Origin of the sequence: Bacillus sp. Brlt_9, assembly GCF_051948935.1 — a bacterium.
Classification (GTDB): Bacteria; Bacillota; Bacilli; order Bacillales; family Bacillaceae_G; genus Bacillus_A.
Window position 1 is genome coordinate 320,889 of record NZ_JAYJLO010000005.1, and the last position, 23,343, is coordinate 344,231.

The following is a 23,343-nucleotide window of genomic DNA, read 5'->3' on the forward strand; positions in this document are numbered from 1 at the left end:
AAATAAATATTCTAGAATGTTAATGGTAATTCCTCTAAAGAACGCATTAAATAATTACCTTGCCATTTCATTTCTTCGCGACTTCCTTTTATTTGCAAATTAGGCATTCGATTAAACAAAGTAGTAATAGCAACCTTTGCTTCCAACCTAGCAAGCGGGGCACCAAGGCAGAAATGGCTACCGTGACCAAATGCAATATGACGATTATTTTCCCGAGTAATATCGAATACTTCTGGGTTTTCAAATACTGTTTCATCGCGGTTTGCCGAAGCTAATGCAATGACAACCATATCTCCTTTTTGGATTGTTTGTTCATGGATTTGAAAAGGTTTATCTGCCCACCTTGAAGTTGTAACCTCAACCGGAGAATAATATCGTAATCCTTCTTCAATAGCTGCATCAATTAATTTTGGATTTTCTTTTAATAACTGTAATTGATTCGGATTTTCAAGAAGCGCTAATACTGTATTTGTAATTAAATTTACAGTTGTTTCGTGTCCCGCCACAATTAGTAACATTATCATTGAATATAGTTCCCGAGCGCTAAGTTTATGCCCTTCACTTTCTGCAAGTATTAAAGCACTCACCAAGTCCTCTTTTGGTTCTTGTCTTTTAACATCAACTAAATATTGGAGATATGTAATAAACTCAGCTAATTGCTTTTCGGTTTCTTTTATTTCTTCTGGCGTTTCTGGGTAAGCAATGACAGCATGAGACCAAATTCTAAATTTCGCCTGATCTTCTTTCGGAATGCCGAGCATTTCACTTATTACAATAATCGGTAAAGGGAACGAATAATCATCCACAAGATTTAATGAACCTTTTTGCTGAGCATCAATTAACAAATCATCTGCAATATCCTGTATTCTTCCTTCCAATTGTGTGATCATCTTCGGCGTAAAAGCTTTTTGTACGAGTGATCGTAAACGATTATGATCAGGTGGATCTGAATTTAACATGTGCGTCGTTAAATAATCACTATTGTCAACAGTAAGAAACATATTCAATGCATCTTGAGAAAATACATTGGCCGGATCTTTTTTTAAGCGATTATCTTTTAAAAGTGGCAGCGCATCTTCATATCTCGTAATCAGCCACTCTGCACCTAATTCAGTTTTATTCACAAATAAGATAGGTTGCATTTTTCGAGATTCTTTATAAATTTCATATGCATCTTCTTTAAACTGCGCTGAAGCTAAATTAATGCCATCCTCTATTCTTAGCCCAACTTTGTTTTTCATTGACATTGTATTCCCTCACTCTCATTTGTTTTTGAAAATGAACCAACATATGCATTATACTCTAATAAAAACGTGAAAATTGTAAATTTTTAATCAAAATCTTACTTCATATATTGAAAAATAAAAAAGTGAGGGAGTAAAATCTTTCTACTCTCTCACTTTTCTTTATGCGAAACACATGAAATTACTAATTTGCTGATAGCGGTAGCTTACTTTACGACGACGACCACCTTGCCAAGTATAACCTGATACTCCGTTTCTTCTCACTTCAGTCGGGAAGAACCATAAGTCTCTTCCGAAAGGTCCTGGACGATGTAAACGTAAATAGCCCCATCTTCCTAGACAGTTACACATCCATGATTTCATATTACCTGGTTGTGCTGGAGACGCAAATGTAGACGGTAACGACGGCGCTTGTGATGGTGGTGGTGACGCTGGTGCATCTTCTGCATCATCTGGTCTATAATCTTCTTGTTCCATATCTCTCACTTCATTTACAGGTTCATACCCGTAGTTTTGTGGATTATAATACATCCCTTGATCATATAAATAATTTTGCTGGTTATACATATTAACAAATCACCTACTTTTCATTCAGTACCTTTAACATTCATATGTGATAAGCACTCTATAGGAAGCTTATGTATAGCCTAAATTCATAAAAATATTGCAAACTACAAATAGAAGAGATTCATAATAAATCTCTCCTATTTGCACTAAGCAAAGCACATGAAATTACTAATTTGTTTATATCGGTAAGTTACTTTAAAACGCTGTCCATCTTGCCAAGTATATCCTGATACATCACGCTGCCGAACTTCTGCTGGAAAAAACCATAAGTCTCTTCCGAAAGAACCAGAACGATGTAAACGTAAATAGCCCCATCTTCCTAGACAATTGCACATCCATGATTTCATTTCGACTATTGATATAGGAGTAGAAAATGAAGAAGGTAAACTGGGAGGGTTCGATGGAGGTAGTAACTTTGGAGCATCATCCGATTGACAAAAACAGAACTGATTGTTCAATGAACTATTCCTCCTAATTATTAGTAAATACTATATAGTATATGAATTTTCTTTTTATATGAAACTTCTATAAAGGAAAATCTTCTCTTTTAATTATTAAAAAATCCCCTTCTAATTCTTTAATAGAAGGGGATTTTTTGTTTAAATGCTATTTCAACTTCACACTATAAAAGCGCATTTCATCTAGTGAACCTATAAATTCAAATACTTCTTGTTTAATTAATTCCTTTAAACGATATTCTAAAAACGTATCGCCTACTAACTGCTCTACAAGACCAAGTGCTTCACCAATTACTCTAGGGGCTTTTAAAAATTCTCGATCAGCACCTATACTTTTCGCGCATTCAATAATAAATTGATCAAAATAATCTTCTTGTACAGAACGCACTTCATCGTCCGTCCAAACTCTTAAAAATTCCGTACTTTTCGATAGACTATCCCACTCATATTCATACTGCGTTCGGTTCTCTTCAGTTAAGTACGGAAATTCTGCCAAACCTTTTTGCAATAGAGCTAAACTTTCAGGTGCTAACTCTCCAGTTCCACGAATATCATATTCTTGTTTTAATATTTCTTTACTTGCTTCAGATGTATTCATAACGCGAATGTTTTTCTTATCTTTTAATTGCGCCATTACAAAACATAGGCCCACATGTTCATGTGCGTTATCGGCTTTCCAAATTGTAATAGGCGTTTCAATAGGGATAGTATATAGTTCTTCCATAGTTTCTAAAAAACTTGATAAATACTCTTCTTCAAAATAATTTTCATAAGTGGTTAAGTTGTTCACTAACCATTTCTGTCTTGCTAATTGACCCTCATTCATATGTAACTTGTAAATCGGCCCAATTGAAAAGAATTCAGAAAAAGCAACAACCATCTCTTCCAATCGCTCTTCTTGACCTAGCATATGCTTTAAACTTCCAGCTGTTGAATCATCAAAAGCAATATGTACGTGTGAGCTTTCTTTTACATTTCTTTTATAAGATGTATTACTCGTTAATTGCTTAGGGATATCCATTAAATTTTCAATTGTATCTTCACTATAGTTTTCTTCTAATAAATTTAATTGGATTAAAATACTTTGCAGTAAGTGTTTTGCTTCATCTTCGTACATATCCTCTACAGCATTTTTAATTTTATCTATCATGTAAATCCCTCTATTCACTTCAAAAATAACGTAGATTATAGTGTATCATTAAAGAATCACTCTTTAAAAGTTTTTTTAGTCAAATCATGTATTAGAAAGATTGCTACAGCTATATAAGGTTTCAACAAAAGCTTTCCCTACAATTCTTAATTGCTAAATAATCTTTTGAAAATCCTTTTATTTAAATGTATAATTATATAGAAAATAAAAAGTACAGGAGCTATGTTTATGGAGAAAGTATTTCCTAATTATAAACAGTATCTAAAAAATTGGAGATTTATATTTATTTGTATATTACCTACTATCGCCTTTTTATATATTTTCGATGTCATCTTCGAATTACTATTTCATCAAGATTTCTATTTATCTAACTTAATTTTTGCTATTATATTATTTTTAATATTTATTAACATCAAAGACATGTTTAAAATTGAAAGTTAAAGAGCCGGATAAAAAAAGAGCACCCTGCAATCTGATGCTCTCATGTGATAGAGGTTTTTTCTGAGTATTAAGTAGGACACGAAGGTCTTGTCCTACTAGATAATATATGCTTGTACTTATTTTATTGTGCTCCTATTACACGTCAAATGTATAAGTATTGCTAAAAACGCTGCTCATATATTTATTTTACAATTATCATATTTATAAATAAAAAAACATCCCTGTGGATGTTTTTTATGTACCGATTTTTAAGCTTCCATAAACTTAGCCGGTACACCAATTTTTTCAACTACAGAAGATATATTAGTAGGATTAATCATTACGTTTTCAATACTAACTAATTTATTTTCTAATAGTCCATTCTCTGTTGTAATAAGTTCTTCAAACCGTTCTAAAGTCATCGAGAATTTATGCTCACTTCCGCCATTCATACTAACTTTTACGTACTTCATCGTGCACCCGCCTTTCATAATAATCTATAATTCGATATGAAGGCGCTAACATCCTTTTTATTCACTCCTAGATTCCTCACTTTTACACTTGCAAATTTACGTTTATATTCATTGTGAAGAAAACAAGTGGAATTTTAATGTTCACATAATAATTGCTAATAAAAATGATAAAGATAAAAATCCACAAAGTGGTATATATATAACAGTATCTAATTTAGCAAAACGCGTATCTTTTTTTCGTTTAAAGATTCCAAAATAATGAAACTCACCAATTACTCTTATGAAAAAAACAATCATACAAATCCAGGATCCCGTTTGAACAATAATATTAGGAAATGCAAAATGAACAAGATGTGTTTGTTGTAATAAAATTATCGCTGCCATACTTAGTAATAGCGCAATGAACAATGTCATCCCTATACCTGGTGTAAACGCCTTTTCTCCAGCTTTTGTTGGAATGACACTACTTGTCGCCCACTTACCTCCGAAAGCCCAATAAACATGTAAAAAGCTAACTAAAAATAATATACAGACAGAAATATATGTAATAATAAGCATTTTGTCCTCCTATTATTTTATTTTAGTTCTCGATTTTAGAGTATGCTATAAATTTCACCTTAGCAATTCTATATTTAATAACATAAAAACCCCTTAATGATTTTTCTTAAAATTGATTAATCATTAAGGGGTTTTTCACTTTATCACGCATTATACCTATTTCTACGACGTTCCATCCTCGTTTGTCCTTGAGCAGTACCTTCTTGATATTGTTCTATTTGCTCTCTCATTTCATATGTTGCAGCTGGAGCTGGTTCTTCGTAATTATGTTCACGTATTTTTTCTGGCATTTTTCGTTTTGATACTTTTCCACCAAACTTAAATAATTGCATCCTAAATTTCGGTAATCTCGGAAGTGGAATCTTAAAGGATAATTTTTTCCGTTTCTTTTTTTGTTTAAATAGATTTATATTTTCTTTATTATCATCTTTCTCTCTGCGGTGAATTAACATCGCAAGTAATCCACCTAATATCAGTCCACCAACTAAGAGCATGATATATTTGAAATTGCTTGTCATTAAACTAGACATACGTTCAAGTATGACTAACGACTGTACTTCTTTCATATCCCATAGTAAAGCGGCCCATAATGCGAATAAACCGAAAGTAAGTCCATATGTACGAAAACGAAATAAACATGGAATTAAAGCGATACAAGCGGCAATTTTCGCATTCGCTATTATTGAACTAGTTGAAATATCTTGATGCCAAATGACTAACAATAGTGTAATAAATGGTGCATACGCTATCCAACTACATATACGTGAATATATTTTTTTCGCAAAATAACTACCGAAACTAGTAAAAAATAAAAGGCCTCCAATATATAAAGATTGTTCTAGCGGGATTTGCTTTAAAATTCCTGCAACTGGAAAGAGGCCGCTCAATAGCATTAATAGCACATCTAATTTCTTCACAATTCCTCATTCCTTTCAAATTTCTTTTGAGTTAATACATATTGCTTTTCCATATGATGTAGTTTTTTATTTCTAAAAAACATCTTAATCCTGTATGGAAATAAAGTAAATATGTAAAAGAGAAGATACATGACAAAAGATATCCTTATTTACATGAAAAAATGACAAATCCTGACCTATATAATGAACAGGATTTGTCTATTATTATTTAAAGTAGAATAATTGAATCTTTCTTTTCTATTTTTATAATATCTACATCCAATTCATCATCAAACTCTTTAAACTCTCTTGCATCTATATCCGTCATATAGCTCTTTATTACTTTCGCCATATGCATGGAATATGGCATGTGTATATTCTTTTCCAAAAGCATACTTGAATTACAGCACATGTAATGTACCATTTTGGCAATATAGTTCCTTTCAACAGCTTTTACACCTAGCGGTAATATTTCCAGTATATATCGATATAATGTTTCGCTACCATTAGACGAATACTCACCAGTACTATAATACATTCCTTTTTGATCTATATATAAACCCGTACTATCCAGTACGTCATCACATTCTATCGTACCGTATTTTGGTACATCAAAAGATGTATTTATTCTTACAGCATTTAAGTTTGGAACTTTTAGCAAATCTGGAACAATGTCAGGGAAAGTATCTATATCAATTTCTCTATTTTGTAACTCTTTTATCCAATGTTTTCTTACATTCGCATCTATAATGAAGTATACTTGCTCATTTTGCTCTTTTGCATGTTGTAAAATTCCTGTTAATGTTTCAGAAACAAATTGTTTAAATTGAATTCCCATATCATTCCGTTTTGAAGGCTGAGGTAAAAAGGTATTATGTTTATTTACATGTAATAATAAACGATCAATCGTTTGCCACTCTGTATTCCCATATAATTTATATGAAATTTCTTTTCCTTTTATTTGTGAAAAAATAGGTAAGAAATCAAATTTCGAGATTCGTTCAATTGATAAATTAACATATGTACAAGGTAAATTTATCTTATTCCAATTACGTTTTAAAAATCCTTTTTGTTCTAATAAACTAAAAATGCAATTTATAATTGTTTTACGAGATACACTTTGGCCTATAAATAAATTAATAAATGCTGATATACGGTTTGTTCGTGCAAACCCTTCTCTAACAATTTGCTTCGGATCAATTTTTTCACGGCCATCACAATTTTTCATTGCGATTAACGCCAATGTTGCATCATTGCGCTCACCTGCAGTAGCATAAACCGCTTTCATAACATCCTCCACTAAATTTTTTTTATATTTCTGGCAATATTGCATTTTATATGGATTTTGCAATACTTTTTCAATATTATGTCTTACTATTTTTAACAATATTGGCCAATCTGCATTTAATACATATGATGACTCACCAATTTGAGTTATCACAATTTCACTTTCAAATAACGCTTCTTCTACTTCCAACGATATTTTTTCAGACCATATTTCTAACGTTATAGTCTCTAATCCTTTTGGTGCAATTAAAGGGAATAATTCATTTTCATTATTTGTGACTACCTTTTTACATTCCGGTAGTAATGTGAAATAAGAGAATTTTTGCTGAAATCCTTTAAATAAATACTCTCTTTCCTTTACTTTTATACCAGGTTTTATTTTAGTACCTTGAACTTTATATATTCTCTCATTATATGGAAGTAACACCCTAAGATTTTCTCCCAACATATAATCTTTCGGATATTGAAGAATATGCTCCAAATCAACTTCTCCACCTATATGAAAATCATCTTTTAAATTTCTAAATATCTTAATCCACTTTATACCGTTTGTTGCTTGTTGCACTTTTAGCTTTACAAACCGAGTTTTTTTATTATTCGATGCAAATTCTGGAGTAGAAATTAAAATCATGCCTCGTTTTCGTCTTAAAAGCAAAGAAATATCTGGATGGTTATATTCTTGATAAAATCTCCGAACTCCTATTGAAACATTTAATAATGGAATATTCTCACCTCCGCGCGTTATACATTCGAACCGATATACATAGGCGAAAAAATCTTGTGTTTTTTCGTCTTTAATAGGCTCTGACATAGCCTCACAAATATTTTGTGATCTAAGAGGAGAAAAATATATATTTTCTTCGTGTATGTTTTCTAATTGTAAAGGACGTTCACAAAAAATATGTGAAATTAAAGCAGGTACCCACTTAGAATATATTTCATTATCTTGTAATACTGTTAAATTAGAAATTAAATCGTAATGCCATTCATATTTTGGCGATTCTATTAATTTATTAGGTTTCCAATCATGAATAATTTCATACCAACTTTGAAAAATATAATCAAGTTGTTCTTTTCTTATAGGTTCTTTACATACAATCCACGGTATATTTTCATTTAATACATATGGATTATGCTGAATAAATAATATATCAGAAAACATATCATATAATCTTTCATTCAATCGTTTCAATTTACTTGTTAATAAAAACGTTTTATAATGTATCTCTACAATATCGAGCCATTCAATAGGGAAATATATAAATGATACACGTTCATTTAAAAGAGGTTCTACTATATTTTCAAATGTTAACAACTTTAATTTTTCCATAAAATGATTACTTCCTTTCTTCATTTTTCTTGATCACAAAAAGCTAGAAAAATTATCACTTAATCTAATCGATTTATACCAAGTATTAAAAAGAAAAGTATAAAGATTCCTCCGAATAATAAATTATTAAAAAGACTGATTTAAAAATTAAAAGTAATTATCATATACGACACCTCTAATATTATTATTTTAATACATTCGAATTATACAATGTTATTGATGTAATTATTTATTTTTTACAATAATTTTACAATAAAACTAAAAAAGAAAACCTTAAAAGGAAAAATAAAAAATCACTCTTGATAATAGCACTATTTTTATACCGTAAACAGTTGTTTGGTGCTTTTTAAAACACTTACAGAAAGAACGTTCTGATACCTTCACGAGATTTTCATTCTTTTTCTAGTTGTTTCATTAGCATTCCATTAAAAATAATTTTACCCATTTCCCGTACCTCACTTTTATCGTTGTTTCCATTATAACAATGAATAAGTGTCTAGATACACAAAACCCCCGAATCATGAACTTTTTTAGTGTCCACGATTCGGGGTACAGTTCACTCAGGGATTAGCCTTTTTATTTACTACGTATAACGGATTTTATCTTATCAAGTAAGGAAATAATATATGAGTATTGCTGTTAATTCTCATGGTTATAGTTTATTAGAATTTCTAAACATACAGGAAATTAGTATTTTTTAGGTCTTAATCTACTCCTGTTTCAATTTAACGCGGATTATTTGCTTTTCGCAGCTACGCTTTCCTGAACACGATAGCAGTACCGAGCGCCGAGGCCGCCGGTACGAAGAGGTCGCCCGAGGTCGTCTCCGCTACCGGTAAACCGTTCTCTTCGAGACAACTTCGAGTGTGAGAGATGTCGCTCACTGCTACCGCGTACCCGGCGAATCCTGGCATTGGGGTGCTATCTCTCCTGGTAGCAGCTCTGACAACCGCGATCCGGGAACGATTGTGATGCGAGCCCCTTCCAAGTTGAAGGTGTATGTCAATCCATCCGTCCGAACCCCACAATCCAAGTATCGACCATATCGCCTAATAAATTCATCCAGCTCAGAATCTTCTACGCATAAGATTGATTCGACTAGATTCGTTGCCCCATTCGGATGGTTCGGAGGTGTTTGCTCCTCCATTATGGCTGAGGGTGGATTTTCCGCTGCAGCCAGACGCCCCTCGTGCACGTTATCCCCGTCAACTTCCAAATAGCGCACGGGAATAAGTTGAATTCCCCCAGACATCTCAAGAGGTCGCTGTACGGTGTTAACGCCGTCATGACTGATTCCACTCCGTTGGAAACGGTCCGCTGTCTGGTCGGCATCCTCGGTACCGAAACAAAGAATATGCGCTCCTTCATAACGGGACAGACATCTGGATACAGTATCGACAGTGCGTTTGATTTTTCCGATTATTACTTGGAGCACATCCGGTGATGCTTGCAACGGAACGAGCTTTGCATTGATCGGAATTCTCGCATCTTTCTCGGCAACCGTTACGATTTCGATAAAACTGCCTAAAAACTCAGCATGCGAATTTGCTGCTCCGAATGGCTTCGGAGATTCTCCTTCATTTTCGGCCATCGCCGGATAGGACGGCGGCGAACAGACAAATCCCAGTTTTCTGTACAGCTCGAGTGCAGCTTCCATATCGGAAACTATATGGCCGACGTGATGAATGAATTTGATTTCAGCATGCATCTGCATCCACTCTCCTTGAATTCAATAATTGTGACAAAAGAAAAGTTTATTTTAATTGCATTGAACAATTTGGGGTAAAGACACAAAACCATCAAGCTAAAGTTTTATTGCACCCCTAGAACGAAGTTTTTAGGCTTTCTTGTAACAAAGAAGCTTATTTATCATTTTTTGGGTGACTTGTTTTCTTAAGTTGATAGCAATATGGTGATACCCCAATTTATAATCCTTTTTTTAATTGATTATTCTTATTTTTAAGAACCTCGATGCTTTACATCTGCGGATACGCCTCCCACTATAGGCTATGCCTTCCTCTAGAACCAATTAATTCCTTATATAATTCCTGTGTTTTATACTCTTTCGCGTATAGTATGTAGTCTTTTATTTTTAACTAATTTATTCTGAAAAGACTACGGAAATTCAGATTGATAAGTAGGTGAAACGAATGGAAAATAAAATTCCTGGACAAGAGTATGATCTAAGCAAAATATACAAATACAAAGAGCATCCTGATAAGATCAGTGGTCGCTGTGATAATTGTAGCAATACCGCATTCAAAAGTTCCGTTAAAAATTTCATCTCATTAAGAGTATGTCGTCAATGTGGTATGAAGAAAATCATATAGCTCCAGATAGGGCTTTTTTCTTTATAAAATAAAAAAGCCACGATACAAATGCATCACGGCTGAATTTAAACTTATAATTGGTCTTTTCATCCTTTTTGCGGATTCCTACCACCCATGCCCGTTCTCCGGTAACGTTTTGATAAAAGGGCCCACACTATTCTTCTTTCAAAGAACTGTATATCTATAGCGTAATATTGATTCTGTTTTGAGAAATCCTCGGAAACGTCCCCTTTTCCATCCCCCTTTTTATCGAAAAAAAGACCTGCATTTATGCAGATCAAATATAAATTAGTGACGAGATTTCATATCACTTATTCTTTTGGAGACGGAAATCTTGCAGCTTCAAAATGCGTACTATTTTCTACAGTAGAAATAACTCCAGCTACGCTACTTTGTGCAAAAACTTCAACTACATCCCCTGCATTCAATTGAATTATTGATGAAACAGCTACAACATTAGCAAAGTTTATTGGACCAAAAAAATCATTATCGATTGCAATTGCCGGATTTCCATTAACTCGAATTTCTACCCGTGCTCTATAGTTTACGTTTAGATTATTAGGAATGAACGCAATTGTTCCAATAACAGAGTAAACACCTCTTGTCTTTGGTATAAAAATGGATGTTGCAGGGTTATATTCATTTGCTAAATCAAATTGTTCATTTTGGAATAAAACTTTAATAAATGTATTTGCTGGCACATTTTGATTAACTGTGCTCACAGCTCTAAAAGCAGATGCTCGCACAAGATTGTATCCATTATCATCAGAACAACAATTCACTTTCACATTAACCCAAGGTTTTTCCTCATGTTTTTTATCACATTTGTCATAACTCTTACTGCTTTTATGACAATCATAATATTTCTTTTTGTAATCCTTACAATAATCATCGTAGTAATAAGACATACTAGATTCCTCCTTTAAATTTATTACTACATACTATGTAAGATAGATTAGATAAGCTTGGACGAGCTGTTACTATTTTTAATAAAATAAAAAAGCCCCACCATAATGGCAGAACACTACTAAAGTAAAACATGTAAAGTAGAAAAATCTATCTCAACGGTACAAAAAGCCATAATTTTATTTTCACTAGAATTAAAACACATTCATATAATCCCTAAAGCAGTAGCTATCAAACGGATAGCTAATTTTTATTCTCATAAAATTTATTACGTCGCATCATCAACTCGTTATAAACATAGGAATCTTTCACTTTCTCATTCCTCAAATACTTTAACTCAATAATCTGTCGCCGCTCTTTATCAAGTGCATTCTGTAACGTCCGTTCAATTTGTTTAAAGCGTATCTCATGATTCATATCGTCACCTTTCATTTTAGGAAAAAGAACAATGCCCTCAGTTTGAGCCTGTTCTTCTTGATTTTTCATTCGAACACACAATGCTTTGTAGTTTTTCAGCTCCTTCACCAAAAGTCTTCACATCTCCTTTTCATTGATGTCTTCAAAAAATAACAATTGATTCATACGATACGGTCCCTCTCCGTTCGATCTACTTACTTGAATGGTTCTCCTTTTTTGGCCAGACTACATTTATATATCTAGATTGTCACCTTTAGAACGAGCAGTTAGCTTTTGCTAGCTGCACTTTGTTTGTAAAAAAAGAACTCAATTGACTGTACGCACATATAATATTCTGCGTTCCTTTCTTTATAAAATAGTCGTTACAAAATGAATCTCGTCACGAGAGCACTTTATTAAGTGCTCTTTTTTGATTTTTGAATACTTATCAATTGAAATTTTTGTTTAATTTATAAAATAAAACTGCTTGTCCATTTCAATCCATTCACCATCATATATTATCTAACCACTATGATCGTATAATTCTTCTTGCATTTTCCATTCACTTCGATACATTCTTTAATTCCTCTTAACAATCCTTACACTTCTAGATAATTGCATTCCAACTTCATGATTTGCTTTTTGCTACCTTTACCTCCTATGACGAGCAATCATAAGAGGTAAAGGAATGAATGAAGAAAATATTGTTTTACATGGAACTGCTATTAAATCAAGTTTAATCGATTCAACACTTCTATCTATTTTTCGTCATTCACTTTACCAACAGAAGCAACAGGAGAAACAGGTTCAACTGTATTGATTCTGGAATCGATTCTTCATATATATATATTAAAAGATTTTCGGAGTGAACCCATGTTCCTTATATATTATGGAATGGGTTTATATTTGTGACATAAGGGCTTATTTTTTATTTATTTTAATTTTCAAGGGCCTTTTTCTTATACTTGTGTGTTAAGCAATTCATAAGTTGTAGTGTGTAAGTGGGTGAATGAGTGATAAGGATGGTGTAAAAATGAGTGAATTTAAAAAGAAATTTCATATTCCATGTGATTGTTTTCTCCCCCTGTACCCCCACCTCAAGTTGGACCGACTGGGCCGACTGGACCAACCGGAGCAACTGGACCAACCGGAGCAACTGGACCAACTGCTGTAGGATGTTGTCCATGTAATAATGTTCTCAACAACCCTGGATTTGACATACCACCTGTAGGAGTAGATCCAGTTCCAGGTTGGAATCAAGCTGGTTCTGTTTCAGAAGTAGGTTTTCCAAACGTTCATAGTGGTCGTTTTCTGCCAGATGGGTCATTTAGTCTCTTAGCTGCATCAATTGGTCCAGGTGGAAATATTAATCAAACAGTTGATGTTGACGAAGGTTGTTGTTATACATTTTCATTTGCTGCAGATGTAAGGGATGGCGCATTTCTTATAGCTTCTGTATCTTTTCCAGAACTTGGGCAAACATGTCCCCCTGCCCCTGCAACTCTTGGTCCATCAAACATTCCACATATTGTACCAGTTATGAATCAACCACAACCTCTTTTCCAACATTATGTTCTTGTTGTGTGTATACCTGCTACTGTGAGTATAGCTTGTATTTCTTTCCAAAATACTGCTACAGGTGGAGAAGGCGCAACAGCTTTTGTTGACAATGTTGTATTTCAACCTACTGGTGGACCTTGTACCTCATGTTCACAAAATTTTTAATGCATTAATATATTTGAAGCTTTTCGTTTTTCTAGCGAATCCAATAACTATTAAAGAGGGCCTTCTGGCTCTCTTTTCACATTAGAAATCAATAAAATCCCGTTCCTCAACCATGAGCCTGCTCACTATATATATTCATTAATAAACATGGGTTACTCTTCATTTCATTCAAATATCTATTTTATATTAAATCTGCACACCCCTTAGAAGCATACATACGATATCATGTGGTATTCTTTTTCAATATTAGTTTTTATCCGAGTGCGCCTTGGATGGCGCTCTTTAATTTTCAAATAACATTTTCAAGTAATTACGAGAGCAAATTTTATAATTTTGTACAAGCACTACTTCGCTTTATTAAATAGACTATATAAACATCAAAAAGAAGGGAGCTATAAATTCATATGGCTGATTATTTTTATAAAGGTGGTAAAAAGTATTATAAAAAACAATCGTATTCTCACCATCAAAAAGATAACTGTTTTATCAAAACCCATACAATAACTGGTTCGAATACAGCTTTAAATTTCAACGTACCAGCTAACACTACAAGAACTGCTTTTGAAGATTTCACCAATAACCACAATAAAACATTACTTGATCTTCGCATTCCTGGTACTTCTCAACCAATTGAAGTAACTATCCGAACAAGAAGTTCTCGTCTGCCGATTACTGTAACATTAGTTGCAGGTGAAACCAAGGTGTTCCAAGTAGAGGATTTTCATAGCCTCACTCTCACAAATAATACTAATATCAATAGCAACATTTCTATATTTATTCAAAAAACATTTTGTATCTGCTGCAATAATCAAAATGATTATTGTAAAAAGTATTATAATGAACCATCGTATTCTCATTGTCAAAAAGATAACTGCTATATCGAAACTCATACCATAGCTGGTTCAAATAACACCCCAACTGAAAATTCACCTTTAACTATTATCGTACCTCCGGGCGCTTCAAGAAGAGTTTTTGAAGATTTCACCAATAACCACAATAAAACATTAATTCAAATATCTGTTCCCAGTGATGTTAGCTCGATTGAAGTAACTATTCGAACAAGAAGATCCCCCACACCAATTATCGCCACCCTTGTCCCAGGTGAAACAAGAGTATTTCAAGTAGAAGATTTCCAAAGTCTTACCCTCACTAATAATACTGAAATCCTTGATTTTATTGATATTTTGATCCAAAAAACTTTTTGCATCTGTTGCAATGATAAGAATGATTCGTACGATGAATATTACCATGAGTGCAAGTAATAGATTAAATCACCAGAAGAACTCTTTAAATAGAGGGTTCTTTTCTTTTCACTCCCCTGATCTCCTCTTATTTTATTAAAATAACTATTTTATTCATTTTTTTGATACTTCACTTAACTCTTTTCGAAGTGCATCTTTTTCATCAAGAATGATATTTAATCGCTTATACAGCATCCCCTAAAATCTCGATTTTAATACATTCGAATTATATAATGTAATGTATTTAAAATTTACAATGATTTTACAATAAAACTAAAAAAGAACACCTTAAGTCGGTGCACTCCTTACAAATATCAATCATTATGTAATTGAACATATAGATAACATGAATCCTCCAATTGAAATTGCTCCTAGTAAACCTAATACAAATCCTGTTAAACAAATACAATCAGCAAGACAAATGGTAGACTGCGATAATGGAACAAATGACCTACTTGTACTCGATCCATATTGTTTTATTTTCTCATAATTCATATCTAACATTAATTGTAGACATGCTATACCTTCCTCAATAGAATGAAGAGATTCTTTTTCTAATCGATCCAATAATTTACTATTAAAAGTAATTGGAAGAGGATACTGCTTATCAAATTTCATATTTTGATAGATCAGTTGTAAACGAGATAATGTAATATTTTTCTTCTTTTCACATGTTACTGTGTGTTTCATGTTATTAAATTCATTTAATAACAGTGTCAATTCATCTCTGTTTCCGTATAAATCCCTTGCTATTTTTCTCTTTAGTTTGTATGAATGGATAATAGATTTAAGTTCAGTCATTTTAATACACTTCCTAATAAAATTTTACTTACCCCAATATTTTAAAAATAAACAGTACTTTTAAATCTTATTTAAAATACACTCAAGTATCTTCATTTACTATCGATTAACATTACATTAACCTTACATAGTTGTAATAATTTCTTTCGATACCCACTAACTAGAAGCAACAGATTTCTTATTTGATGGTAAAAATATAAAAAAGCAATGATTAGGTTTTAAATCTAGTCATTGCTTTTTCGATTTTATCTTGATTTACAACTAAAAATCTAAATATCATTCTTTCACTTGAATGCTACATGTGTTTTGATTAAATTCTTTGATAAAAATTATATAATGCTTCACTAATGGATTCCTTTTTTCTCTTATCAATATTCATATGTTACAATAGTACCAGTTGTATCAGTAGTACCATTAAAACCGCTAAAACAATTTGAACAACTACCACAGCCACCACAACCTCCGCAGCCGCCACAACCAAAACAGCCGAAGCAACCAATACAACGGAATCCACCACAGCGACCTGCACAACCTCCACAACGACCTCCACAACCTCCACAACGACCTCCACAACCTCCACAGCGACGAACAGCATCTTCAATATAGTAATATGGATATTGGTTTTGTTGGTCCCAATACACGATATTTCCAGGCTGGTAATCATTAAGGCTTAATGCTTGTAGTTCTTGTTGAAACTTATTCATTTTCATGACCTCCGTTTATAAACTTCAACCTTTTCAATGCTTTCCTATATTTCTGTTCGTTAAATCTAAGTAGAAATAGCGCTATAAACTAAGTTCAATACGTACACCTACAAAATATGACCTATCACTAGATGATGCACCTTGTTCATACACTTATTTTTAGGTTATTTTTTCCATGGGCTCATTTTTATAAATTGAAAAAAGACGCACTTAGATCGATGCGTCTTTTTGTAATACTTCTTTTATGAAATCATATATTTAAGTATTATTCATACCTGTGAATAGCAATACCTCTACTCATTATCCAATTACATCTTTTATGTCTGTATTCACTGGCCACTTTTCTAGAGTATAAGCCATTTCCCAAAATGAATATTCATATTGACTACTAATAATAAAATGCTGCTTCATTCGCTTACGGTCAGACTCTGTCACCTTTTCAGCGATAGTATCTAATCGTGTAATTTGCTCTTCAACTAATGTACGGAACCAATCAGATCCGTAAGCAGAAATCCATTCATTATAAATTGGCTCTTCTGGCTGACACTCTTTTAAACGCTCTCCAATTTCATAATACAACCAATAGCAAGGTAAAATGGCTGCAATGATATCACCTAAATGTCCTTCATACGCAGCGCGATACATATGTGAAGTATATGCGTATGCAGTTGGAGCAGGAATAAAATTATCTTTTTCTTCTTGTGTAATCCCTAGTTTCTTCGCAAAATTCTCATGTAAAGATAATTCTGCTTCATATGTATTTTGAGCATGGTGTGCCATACGAGCTGTCGTTTCTAATTCCTGTGCTTTTGCAGCTCCTAAAGTTTGTACTCTAGCAAAATGACTCAAATAATATGAATCTTGAAGCACGTAATAGCGAAAACTAGCTAAATCTAACGTCCCTTCACCAAGTTTTTTTACAAAAGGATGATGAAAACTAGCTTCCCAAATTGAATCTACTTCTTTACGTAATGATTGTGAAAAAGTCATATAAATCCCCTCCAAGTAATTTATTTAATATAAGTATTTATCCACAGTTATTAACCGCTTTAAAAATAAAAAAACTTTCTTTACAGACGTAAAGAAAGTGAAATTGACAGTGTTTATTCATGAAATAGCAATGTCTTTCCCACTTCCCTACGCTGGCATTAACCAGATCAGGTACTAAGAGTCTCAAATTCCCATTTGATCTCAGCCAATAATAGGCCCCCCTAGTGGATAAATATTTAATTTTCGTATTGTATTCATCATAACATACTTCATGTTACTGTCAAAAGTATTCATGACACTGCTACTTAAAATCCTTCTTCTTTTCGTACTCTCAATGAAGTTTCAATAATCATATCTAATAGTTTACTATAATGAATACCAGCTGCATCTGCACTTTTCGGTAGTAAACTTGCTTGTGTCATCCCTGGTAATGTATTAATCTCCATTACATATGGAATACCGTCCTTCACCATCATATCAACTCTTGCATAAACGCTGCATTTCAATGCTTTATAACAAGCCAATGACGCTTTGTTTACACGTTCCTTCAATTCAGCTGGAAGTTCGATAACTTCTTCAATTGTACCAGCATCATCATATTTCGCATTGTAATCAAAGAATTCAGCTGCATGTCGAATTGAAATGATAGGTAACTGTTTTCCATCAAAAATGGAACATGTAATCTCGTCACCTTTTATATACTTCTCTATTACAACTTCAGAATCCCATTCGAACACAGTTTCCAGCATTGAAATTAATTCGTCTTTATTGTAGACAATCTTTACTCCAACACTTGAACCACCAGAGTTTGGTTTTACTACTAACGGAAATCCTAACTTATCTAATTCATCAACATTAAGATCCTCCATTTTTGTAAGTTCAATCCAATCTGGTGTTTCTATTCCTTCATAACGTAAAATCTTTTTCGAAATATTTTTGTCCATACATATACCGCTAGATAACATATTGCTGCCACTATACGGAATACCTAAACTTTCAAGCGTGCCTTGAACCGTCCCATCTTCTCCGTATTTTCCGTGTAATGCGAGCAGCGCAAAATCAATGTCTTTCGCTTTTTCGATTAAATCCATTTTTTCATTTAACGTAATTGGTACGATTTCATATTTATTTTTATCTAAATTTGCAATCATTTCATTTCCAGTCATAATTGATACTTGTTTTTCAGAAGATACTCCACCCATAATAACGCCAATTCTCATTTCCTCAACTCCAAATTTCATTTTTTATTGTATCACCGATTATTTTGATTCCCCGTACTATTTCTTCTTCTTTCAGACGTGAAAATCCTAATCGAAAAGTAGTCGATCCTCCTCCATCAGAATAAAAAACATCTCCAGGAGAAAATGTAACACCTTGCTCATAACACTTTTGTAAAAGTGTGCGGGCATGAATTTTTTCTTCTAACTCTATAAATAAATGGAGTCCACCATCACCGGTCATTCTTTGAAACGGAATGTACTCGTTACACGCCCCAACAGCTAACTCATATTTTTTCTTATAAACAGATCTTGCCTTCTTTAAATATTTTTCAAAATATCCTTCATGTAAATATTGAAATAGAACGGCTTGATCTAACGTAGATGTGTGAATCGTTCTTGCTCTTTTTACACTTTCTAAATGATGAATCAGTTCTTTATCTGCAATAATCCAGCCTACACGTAAACCAGGGAAAAGTACCTTTGAAAAGCTACTAATATAAATTACATTATTACCAGCGCCAGCAAAAGTTAATAATGGTGCTAAATGTGAACCTGAATAACGTAGCTCTTCATTAAATCCATCTTCTATAATAGGAACCTTATACTTTGAGAATAATCTCATCAGTTCCGTTCTTTTCTCCGAACTCGTAACAATACCGGTTGGATTATGATAGGAAGGAATTAAATACGCGAAATCAAACTCTTTTTCACGTAAGCTTTTTTCAACTTCGTTCGTATCAATACCATCTTCATTCATATTAATTCCATGAACTTCAAGTCCATGTAAGCGGAAAAGCTTCAGTGCAGCATGATGAGTTGGATTCTCACAAATAACTCGCCCTGATTTCTTCGATAACGAGGATAGTACAATGTCTAATCCTTCTGTAAATCCATTTGTAATTAATATATCTTTGTTCGATATATCTACACCTTTCATTTCCATATAATGAAGTAGATAATTCATTAAAGGTCTATAACCTTTTGCGTATCCGTAGTTTAGTACGACATCCCCTTCAATGGACATACGAGTAAGAAAAGCTCTTTTGAAATTTTCCACATCAAATAGCTTTTCATCCGGAGCAATGCTGTTAAAAACAATCATTCCTTTTTCCCAGCGAACACCATGTTTCATTAAATCTAATTCATCCGCTAATAAAGTAACTGTATTAAGTTTATTTTTCCAATCTATTTCAACTGACGAAGTGTTCGATATATCAACCTTCGCTACAAAATTCCCTTTACCTTTAACTGCATAAATGAGTCCTTCTTGCTCTAAATCTGCGTAAGCAGCAAGAACAGTATTTCTGCTCACACTTAGTAATTCGCTTAGTTCCCTTGTTGAAGGGATTTTTTGATCCCCGAGCAAATGCCCTTTCATAATCATCTTTTTCAAATAATCTTTCAATTGAATATAAACGGGACGATCTTTCACAACTTTAAAATCTTTAAACAATTCCTTACCCCCTGCAATTATTTTTGCATATTTATTTCATTCTCAAAAGGTCCACTACATCTGTATTTTTTATAAAGGGCGGTACGGTCTTATAAAACGAAACTTTAATCAATAGGGGATTCATCCCGCTCACTTTTTATTAGCCCTCACCAATCAGGAATTTTACTACCCGTTAACACGTGATAAATCTTTACGATATAAGTTAATTAAATCTTTTAAAGCCGCTGCTGCGGCTCCGCGTGGATTAGAAGCACCACCAATTGTAGTAATTTGCCCCATCGTATCTGTAAAGAACGTAATCCCTTTTTCTGTCCCATTTACTTTTGCCAGCGGATGATCTTTATCTATTTCGCGCGGTTCCACATTAAGAGCCACATTTCCAACCTGATCCTTATATGCAGAAGCTATTAATTTAATATATTTATTATGTTCGTTAGCATTTCGAATTTGTTGTTGCGTAACATGTTCGATTCCTTTTATATGTATATCTGAAAGCGTATTCTCTGTTCCCATTAAACTGTTTGTTAAAAGTAACAATTTACACGCACTATCAGAACCACTTACATCTAATGTGGGGTTCGTCTCAGCAATTCCTTTACTTTGCGCCTCTTTCAGTGCTTCTTCAAACGTAATATCTTCCTCATTCATTTTCGAGAGAATATAATTTGTAGTCCCGTTTAATATTCCTTCTATTTTTTCAATATGGCATCCAGCTAAACTAAATTGCCCAATATCTAGTGTCGGTAATGCCGCCGCAGTTGCACCACTATATCGAATTCGTACATTTGCGATTTTTGCTGCTTCATTTATTTCTCTCCAGTTTGTAACGAGCGCACCTTTTGAAATTGCTACTATATCCATATGTTTCTCAATCGCTTGTTTTATATATTGCTTTCCTGGATTTCCATCTTTAAGATTTGTAACAGTCGATTCCACCAGTACAGTACCACGTATGTTATCTGTTGCTCTTTCCTTCGGATGATGTTCAATATATTCTTCAATTGCAGAGCTACCGCCACCATACCTTAATAAGTGTTGAATAGATAAGCCATCCTCATTATGAATTGCAACATTTCTACCTAACACGCCACTTACAATTAATTGAATCCCATATGTTTCATATATATATGAATATTTTTCGTTTAATAATTTTACAAACTCTCTGCCAACTGTTCCATATCCTGATAATACAACTTGAATTTTCATAATATCCCCCCATATTTTTCTACTAAATCCCTCTTTCAATATAATATAAAGCGCCCTCGAATTCCATCGAGAGCGCTTTATTATTACCTATTTCGGTAATCTTGATATCTTTTCTGCAATTGTTCTATAAAACTCTTGAATGCTAGAAAAACCTAACGTGTCTGAAACACTAAGTCCTACCATATCGAGATGGTCCCAATTTGCTTTCGTTTCAATATGATTCCATTTTCCAATCTGTAAAGTCTCATTATTATTTACCGCAGTATTAGAAGAAGGCGCGATCATAGAATTTGTATTTACTACACCGTCATTTTGCCACCAAGAAGTATCAATGAATGGACGGTTTTCTTCATATCTTGCATAGGAACCTAAGAAAAATGCATTCCCCATTAACACTTTATTCATCGTTATATGGGGTAGATGTAAACCTGTAATAGGTGCTGCTTGTGATGCATGTCCACTATAGGATAAGTAATACACATCTGATTGCGTCTTTACCCAATTATTAAGCTCCTTTGCACCATCTGTACTTAAATCCCATTGACTTATATCTTTTGTATCTTTCCAAAGTGAACTATTTACAATACGATCTGTGTATTGGAAAAAAGGCTCTCCGGTATTCTTTTTTATACCCCATTGATCCAATTTAAAATCATATAACGATAAATTATTATTCCCTCCAAAACTTGCAGCTGTAATGAGCAAATCTTTAACGAACGGTACTAGAAGACTACCATCCGCAAGTGTCGTACCATTGTGAGGAGTTGCTATTGTCGTCACACTATGAACATATGATTTCTTTCCCTCAAATAGTGGTGATATATTCGTGTTCGGATGATTTTTCACATAATTTTTTTCTTCTAAATTACCTTCTTTTAATAACTGTACTAATGTTCTAATCGTTTGTCCACCCATGCTATGCCCAACTAAATGAACTTTATTTGTTTCACTCCAATTCGGCGTGAAACCACTATAAGTTCTGCCAAAACGATTATGTCCATGTTTCTCAGCATGTGCGGCACCGTAGTCTACTGTACCACCATTAATTTGCGCATATAATTCACATGCGCGATCCCAGTTACTAGAAACAGGTCCAACAGCAGCAGTATGTACTGTATAGCCACTTCTTTTTAAATCTTCTTGTATATCATGAACACCACCCCAATATTTAACCCCTAACATTTCCTCTCTACCCCATCCAGCAAATCCATTCACTAGTATGATAGGATAATTATTTTGTTGCTTCTCCTCAGCGTATGTTGTTTTCACTGTGAACGAAAAAACAGTCACTAATGCGAAAAAACATATTTTTAAAATTAACTTCCCCATTCTTACTTCCCCCTTAATAAAACGTTTACATATTTCTATAAAAAAAGAGTTCTTAACTTAAACATAATGTAAAGTATTTTATATACATTGTATATATAGAAAACATACACAAATGTTGATAAATATTAAATCAAGTAAGCATTTACTTTTTAGAATACAACTTGTAAATCTTATTATTTGAATTTATAATTAGATTTAGTTTCCTCAAGTTAAATAGCTTTAAAAATCATAAGAAAACTAATTCCATTACTTTAGGAGGAGGAAAAGGCATGCAAATCGGATTAAATATTCATACATTATCTCAAACTACCAAAATAACTCCATCTAATCTTGAGCATAATACTATCTCTTCTACAAAACTTGAAGATAAAAAATCCAATGATCCAATCAAATTTGATATTCGTTCATCTGAAAAAGATATGAAACAACCTGAGCATAAATTTAATGAATTAGATTTATGGAAAATGTTAAAAGATAAAGGTGTTCCTTTATGGATGATACTTGAAATGCTTCAAAAATTCCGTAAAGAGAAGGAATCTCAAAATAATTCGGTTCAAAATCCAAATGTGATCGAAGAAACAAACGAGAATCGATTAAATGAAGTAATGTAATCTATGTTATATGAATGCTCTAAACTAAAAAGAGTTCGAGGTTGATAA

At 33.2% G+C, this 23,343-nt stretch carries 21 protein-coding genes, 2 pseudogenes and 1 riboswitch; of the genes and pseudogenes, 5 read left to right on the forward strand and 18 right to left on the reverse strand.

From position 1 onward, the window contains the following. Positions 1-11: 11 nt before the first annotated feature. The 4 genes and pseudogenes from VF726_RS21670 to VF726_RS21685 all read right to left on the reverse strand — a co-directional run bounded on the left by VF726_RS21670 (position 12) and on the right by VF726_RS21685 (position 3,419). Positions 12-1,247, reverse strand: a complete 1,236-nt coding sequence (locus VF726_RS21670; protein WP_440172003.1) for a cytochrome P450 family protein — start codon at positions 1,245-1,247, stop codon at positions 12-14. Between the two features lie 159 nt (positions 1,248-1,406). After that, positions 1,407-1,811: a hypothetical protein gene (locus tag VF726_RS21675; RefSeq protein WP_440172005.1), complete on the reverse strand. Its 405-nt coding sequence runs from the start codon at positions 1,809-1,811 to the stop codon at positions 1,407-1,409. Between the two features lie 146 nt (positions 1,812-1,957). Beyond that, positions 1,958-2,242: pseudogene (locus VF726_RS21680) on the reverse strand (hypothetical protein); the annotation flags it as partial. Positions 2,243-2,417: 175 nt separating this feature from the next. Next, positions 2,418-3,419 (reverse strand): DUF1835 domain-containing protein, encoded by a 1,002-nt coding sequence (locus VF726_RS21685; protein ID WP_440172007.1) that lies wholly within the window; start codon positions 3,417-3,419, stop codon positions 2,418-2,420. Between the two features lie 228 nt (positions 3,420-3,647). Here VF726_RS21685 and VF726_RS21690 point away from each other — a divergent pair, with 228 nt between their 5' ends. Further along, on the forward strand, positions 3,648-3,860 hold the full coding sequence (locus VF726_RS21690) for a hypothetical protein (RefSeq protein WP_212959066.1): 213 nt from the start codon (positions 3,648-3,650) through the stop codon (positions 3,858-3,860). A 248-nt stretch (positions 3,861-4,108) separates the two neighbouring features. Here VF726_RS21690 and VF726_RS21695 read toward each other — a convergent pair whose 3' ends face one another. The 5 genes from VF726_RS21695 to VF726_RS21715 form a co-directional block, all read right to left on the reverse strand. Further along, positions 4,109-4,312, reverse strand: coding sequence for a hypothetical protein (locus tag VF726_RS21695; RefSeq protein WP_000878375.1), 204 nt, complete (start codon positions 4,310-4,312; stop codon positions 4,109-4,111). A 141-nt stretch (positions 4,313-4,453) separates the two neighbouring features. Then, entirely contained in the window at positions 4,454-4,870 is a 417-nt protein-coding gene (locus tag VF726_RS21700; RefSeq protein WP_440172009.1) for a DUF3995 domain-containing protein, read from the reverse strand. Between the two features lie 143 nt (positions 4,871-5,013). Next, positions 5,014-5,787 (reverse strand): DUF3959 family protein, encoded by a 774-nt coding sequence (locus VF726_RS21705; protein WP_440172011.1) that lies wholly within the window; start codon positions 5,785-5,787, stop codon positions 5,014-5,016. Between the two features lie 208 nt (positions 5,788-5,995). Next, positions 5,996-8,383 carry an RNaseH domain-containing protein gene (locus VF726_RS21710; RefSeq protein WP_440172013.1) on the reverse strand — a complete coding sequence of 796 codons (2,388 nt, stop codon included), beginning with the start codon at positions 8,381-8,383 and terminating at the stop codon, positions 5,996-5,998. An 886-nt stretch (positions 8,384-9,269) separates the two neighbouring features. Then, positions 9,270-10,091: a VOC family protein gene (locus tag VF726_RS21715; RefSeq protein ID WP_440172015.1), complete on the reverse strand. Its 822-nt coding sequence runs from the start codon at positions 10,089-10,091 to the stop codon at positions 9,270-9,272. 442 nt (positions 10,092-10,533) lie between these two features. Here VF726_RS21715 and VF726_RS21720 point away from each other — a divergent pair, with 442 nt between their 5' ends. Continuing rightward, the gene (locus VF726_RS21720; RefSeq protein WP_440172017.1) at positions 10,534-10,713 is read left to right on the forward strand and encodes a hypothetical protein; all 180 of its coding nucleotides are present in this window, start codon (positions 10,534-10,536) and stop codon (positions 10,711-10,713) included. A 311-nt stretch (positions 10,714-11,024) separates the two neighbouring features. On the opposite strand, the gene VF726_RS21725 is transcribed toward VF726_RS21720, so the two are convergent. Together VF726_RS21725 and VF726_RS21730 are read right to left on the reverse strand one after the other, a co-directional pair. Next, a complete protein-coding gene (locus VF726_RS21725) occupies positions 11,025-11,621 on the reverse strand; it encodes an ABC transporter permease (RefSeq protein WP_283791614.1) in 597 nt (198 codons plus the stop codon). Positions 11,622-11,862: 241 nt separating this feature from the next. After that, positions 11,863-12,144: an ArpU family transcriptional regulator gene (locus VF726_RS21730; protein ID WP_440172019.1), complete on the reverse strand. Its 282-nt coding sequence runs from the start codon at positions 12,142-12,144 to the stop codon at positions 11,863-11,865. 904 nt (positions 12,145-13,048) lie between these two features. Here VF726_RS21730 and VF726_RS21735 point away from each other — a divergent pair. Together VF726_RS21735 and VF726_RS21740 are read left to right on the forward strand one after the other, a co-directional pair. After that, a pseudogene (locus VF726_RS21735) lies at positions 13,049-13,740 on the forward strand (collagen-like protein). Positions 13,741-14,144: 404 nt separating this feature from the next. After that, positions 14,145-15,002 carry an exosporium protein D gene (locus tag VF726_RS21740; protein WP_440172021.1) on the forward strand — a complete coding sequence of 286 codons (858 nt, stop codon included), beginning with the start codon at positions 14,145-14,147 and terminating at the stop codon, positions 15,000-15,002. 300 nt (positions 15,003-15,302) lie between these two features. On the opposite strand, the gene VF726_RS21745 is transcribed toward VF726_RS21740, so the two are convergent. The 7 genes from VF726_RS21745 to VF726_RS21775 form a co-directional block, all read right to left on the reverse strand. Beyond that, positions 15,303-15,782 carry a homoserine dehydrogenase gene (locus VF726_RS21745; RefSeq protein WP_440172023.1) on the reverse strand — a complete coding sequence of 160 codons (480 nt, stop codon included), beginning with the start codon at positions 15,780-15,782 and terminating at the stop codon, positions 15,303-15,305. 368 nt (positions 15,783-16,150) lie between these two features. Further along, positions 16,151-16,492, reverse strand: coding sequence for a heterocycloanthracin/sonorensin family bacteriocin (locus tag VF726_RS21750; RefSeq protein WP_170957599.1), 342 nt, complete (start codon positions 16,490-16,492; stop codon positions 16,151-16,153). Positions 16,493-16,786: 294 nt separating this feature from the next. Continuing rightward, positions 16,787-17,476: a thiaminase II gene (gene tenA / locus VF726_RS21755; RefSeq protein WP_440172025.1), complete on the reverse strand. Its 690-nt coding sequence runs from the start codon at positions 17,474-17,476 to the stop codon at positions 16,787-16,789. Positions 17,477-17,603: 127 nt separating this feature from the next. After that, a riboswitch (TPP riboswitch) is annotated at positions 17,604-17,709 on the reverse strand. A 72-nt stretch (positions 17,710-17,781) separates the two neighbouring features. Continuing rightward, a complete protein-coding gene (ddlB, locus tag VF726_RS21760) occupies positions 17,782-18,696 on the reverse strand; it encodes a D-alanine--D-alanine ligase (protein WP_440172027.1) in 915 nt (304 codons plus the stop codon). Between the two features lie 4 nt (positions 18,697-18,700). Then, the gene (gene pdxR, locus VF726_RS21765) at positions 18,701-20,149 is read right to left on the reverse strand and encodes a MocR-like pyridoxine biosynthesis transcription factor PdxR (protein WP_440172029.1); all 1,449 of its coding nucleotides are present in this window, start codon (positions 20,147-20,149) and stop codon (positions 18,701-18,703) included. Positions 20,150-20,314: 165 nt separating this feature from the next. Further along, positions 20,315-21,355: a homoserine dehydrogenase gene (locus VF726_RS21770; protein ID WP_440172031.1), complete on the reverse strand. Its 1,041-nt coding sequence runs from the start codon at positions 21,353-21,355 to the stop codon at positions 20,315-20,317. 87 nt (positions 21,356-21,442) lie between these two features. After that, positions 21,443-22,684 (reverse strand): esterase/lipase family protein, encoded by a 1,242-nt coding sequence (locus VF726_RS21775; protein ID WP_440172033.1) that lies wholly within the window; start codon positions 22,682-22,684, stop codon positions 21,443-21,445. A gap of 269 nt (positions 22,685-22,953) precedes the next feature. On the opposite strand from VF726_RS21775, the gene VF726_RS21780 reads away from it, so the two are divergent. After that, positions 22,954-23,295 (forward strand): DUF3914 domain-containing protein, encoded by a 342-nt coding sequence (locus tag VF726_RS21780; protein WP_440172035.1) that lies wholly within the window; start codon positions 22,954-22,956, stop codon positions 23,293-23,295. Positions 23,296-23,343 lie beyond the last annotated feature (48 nt).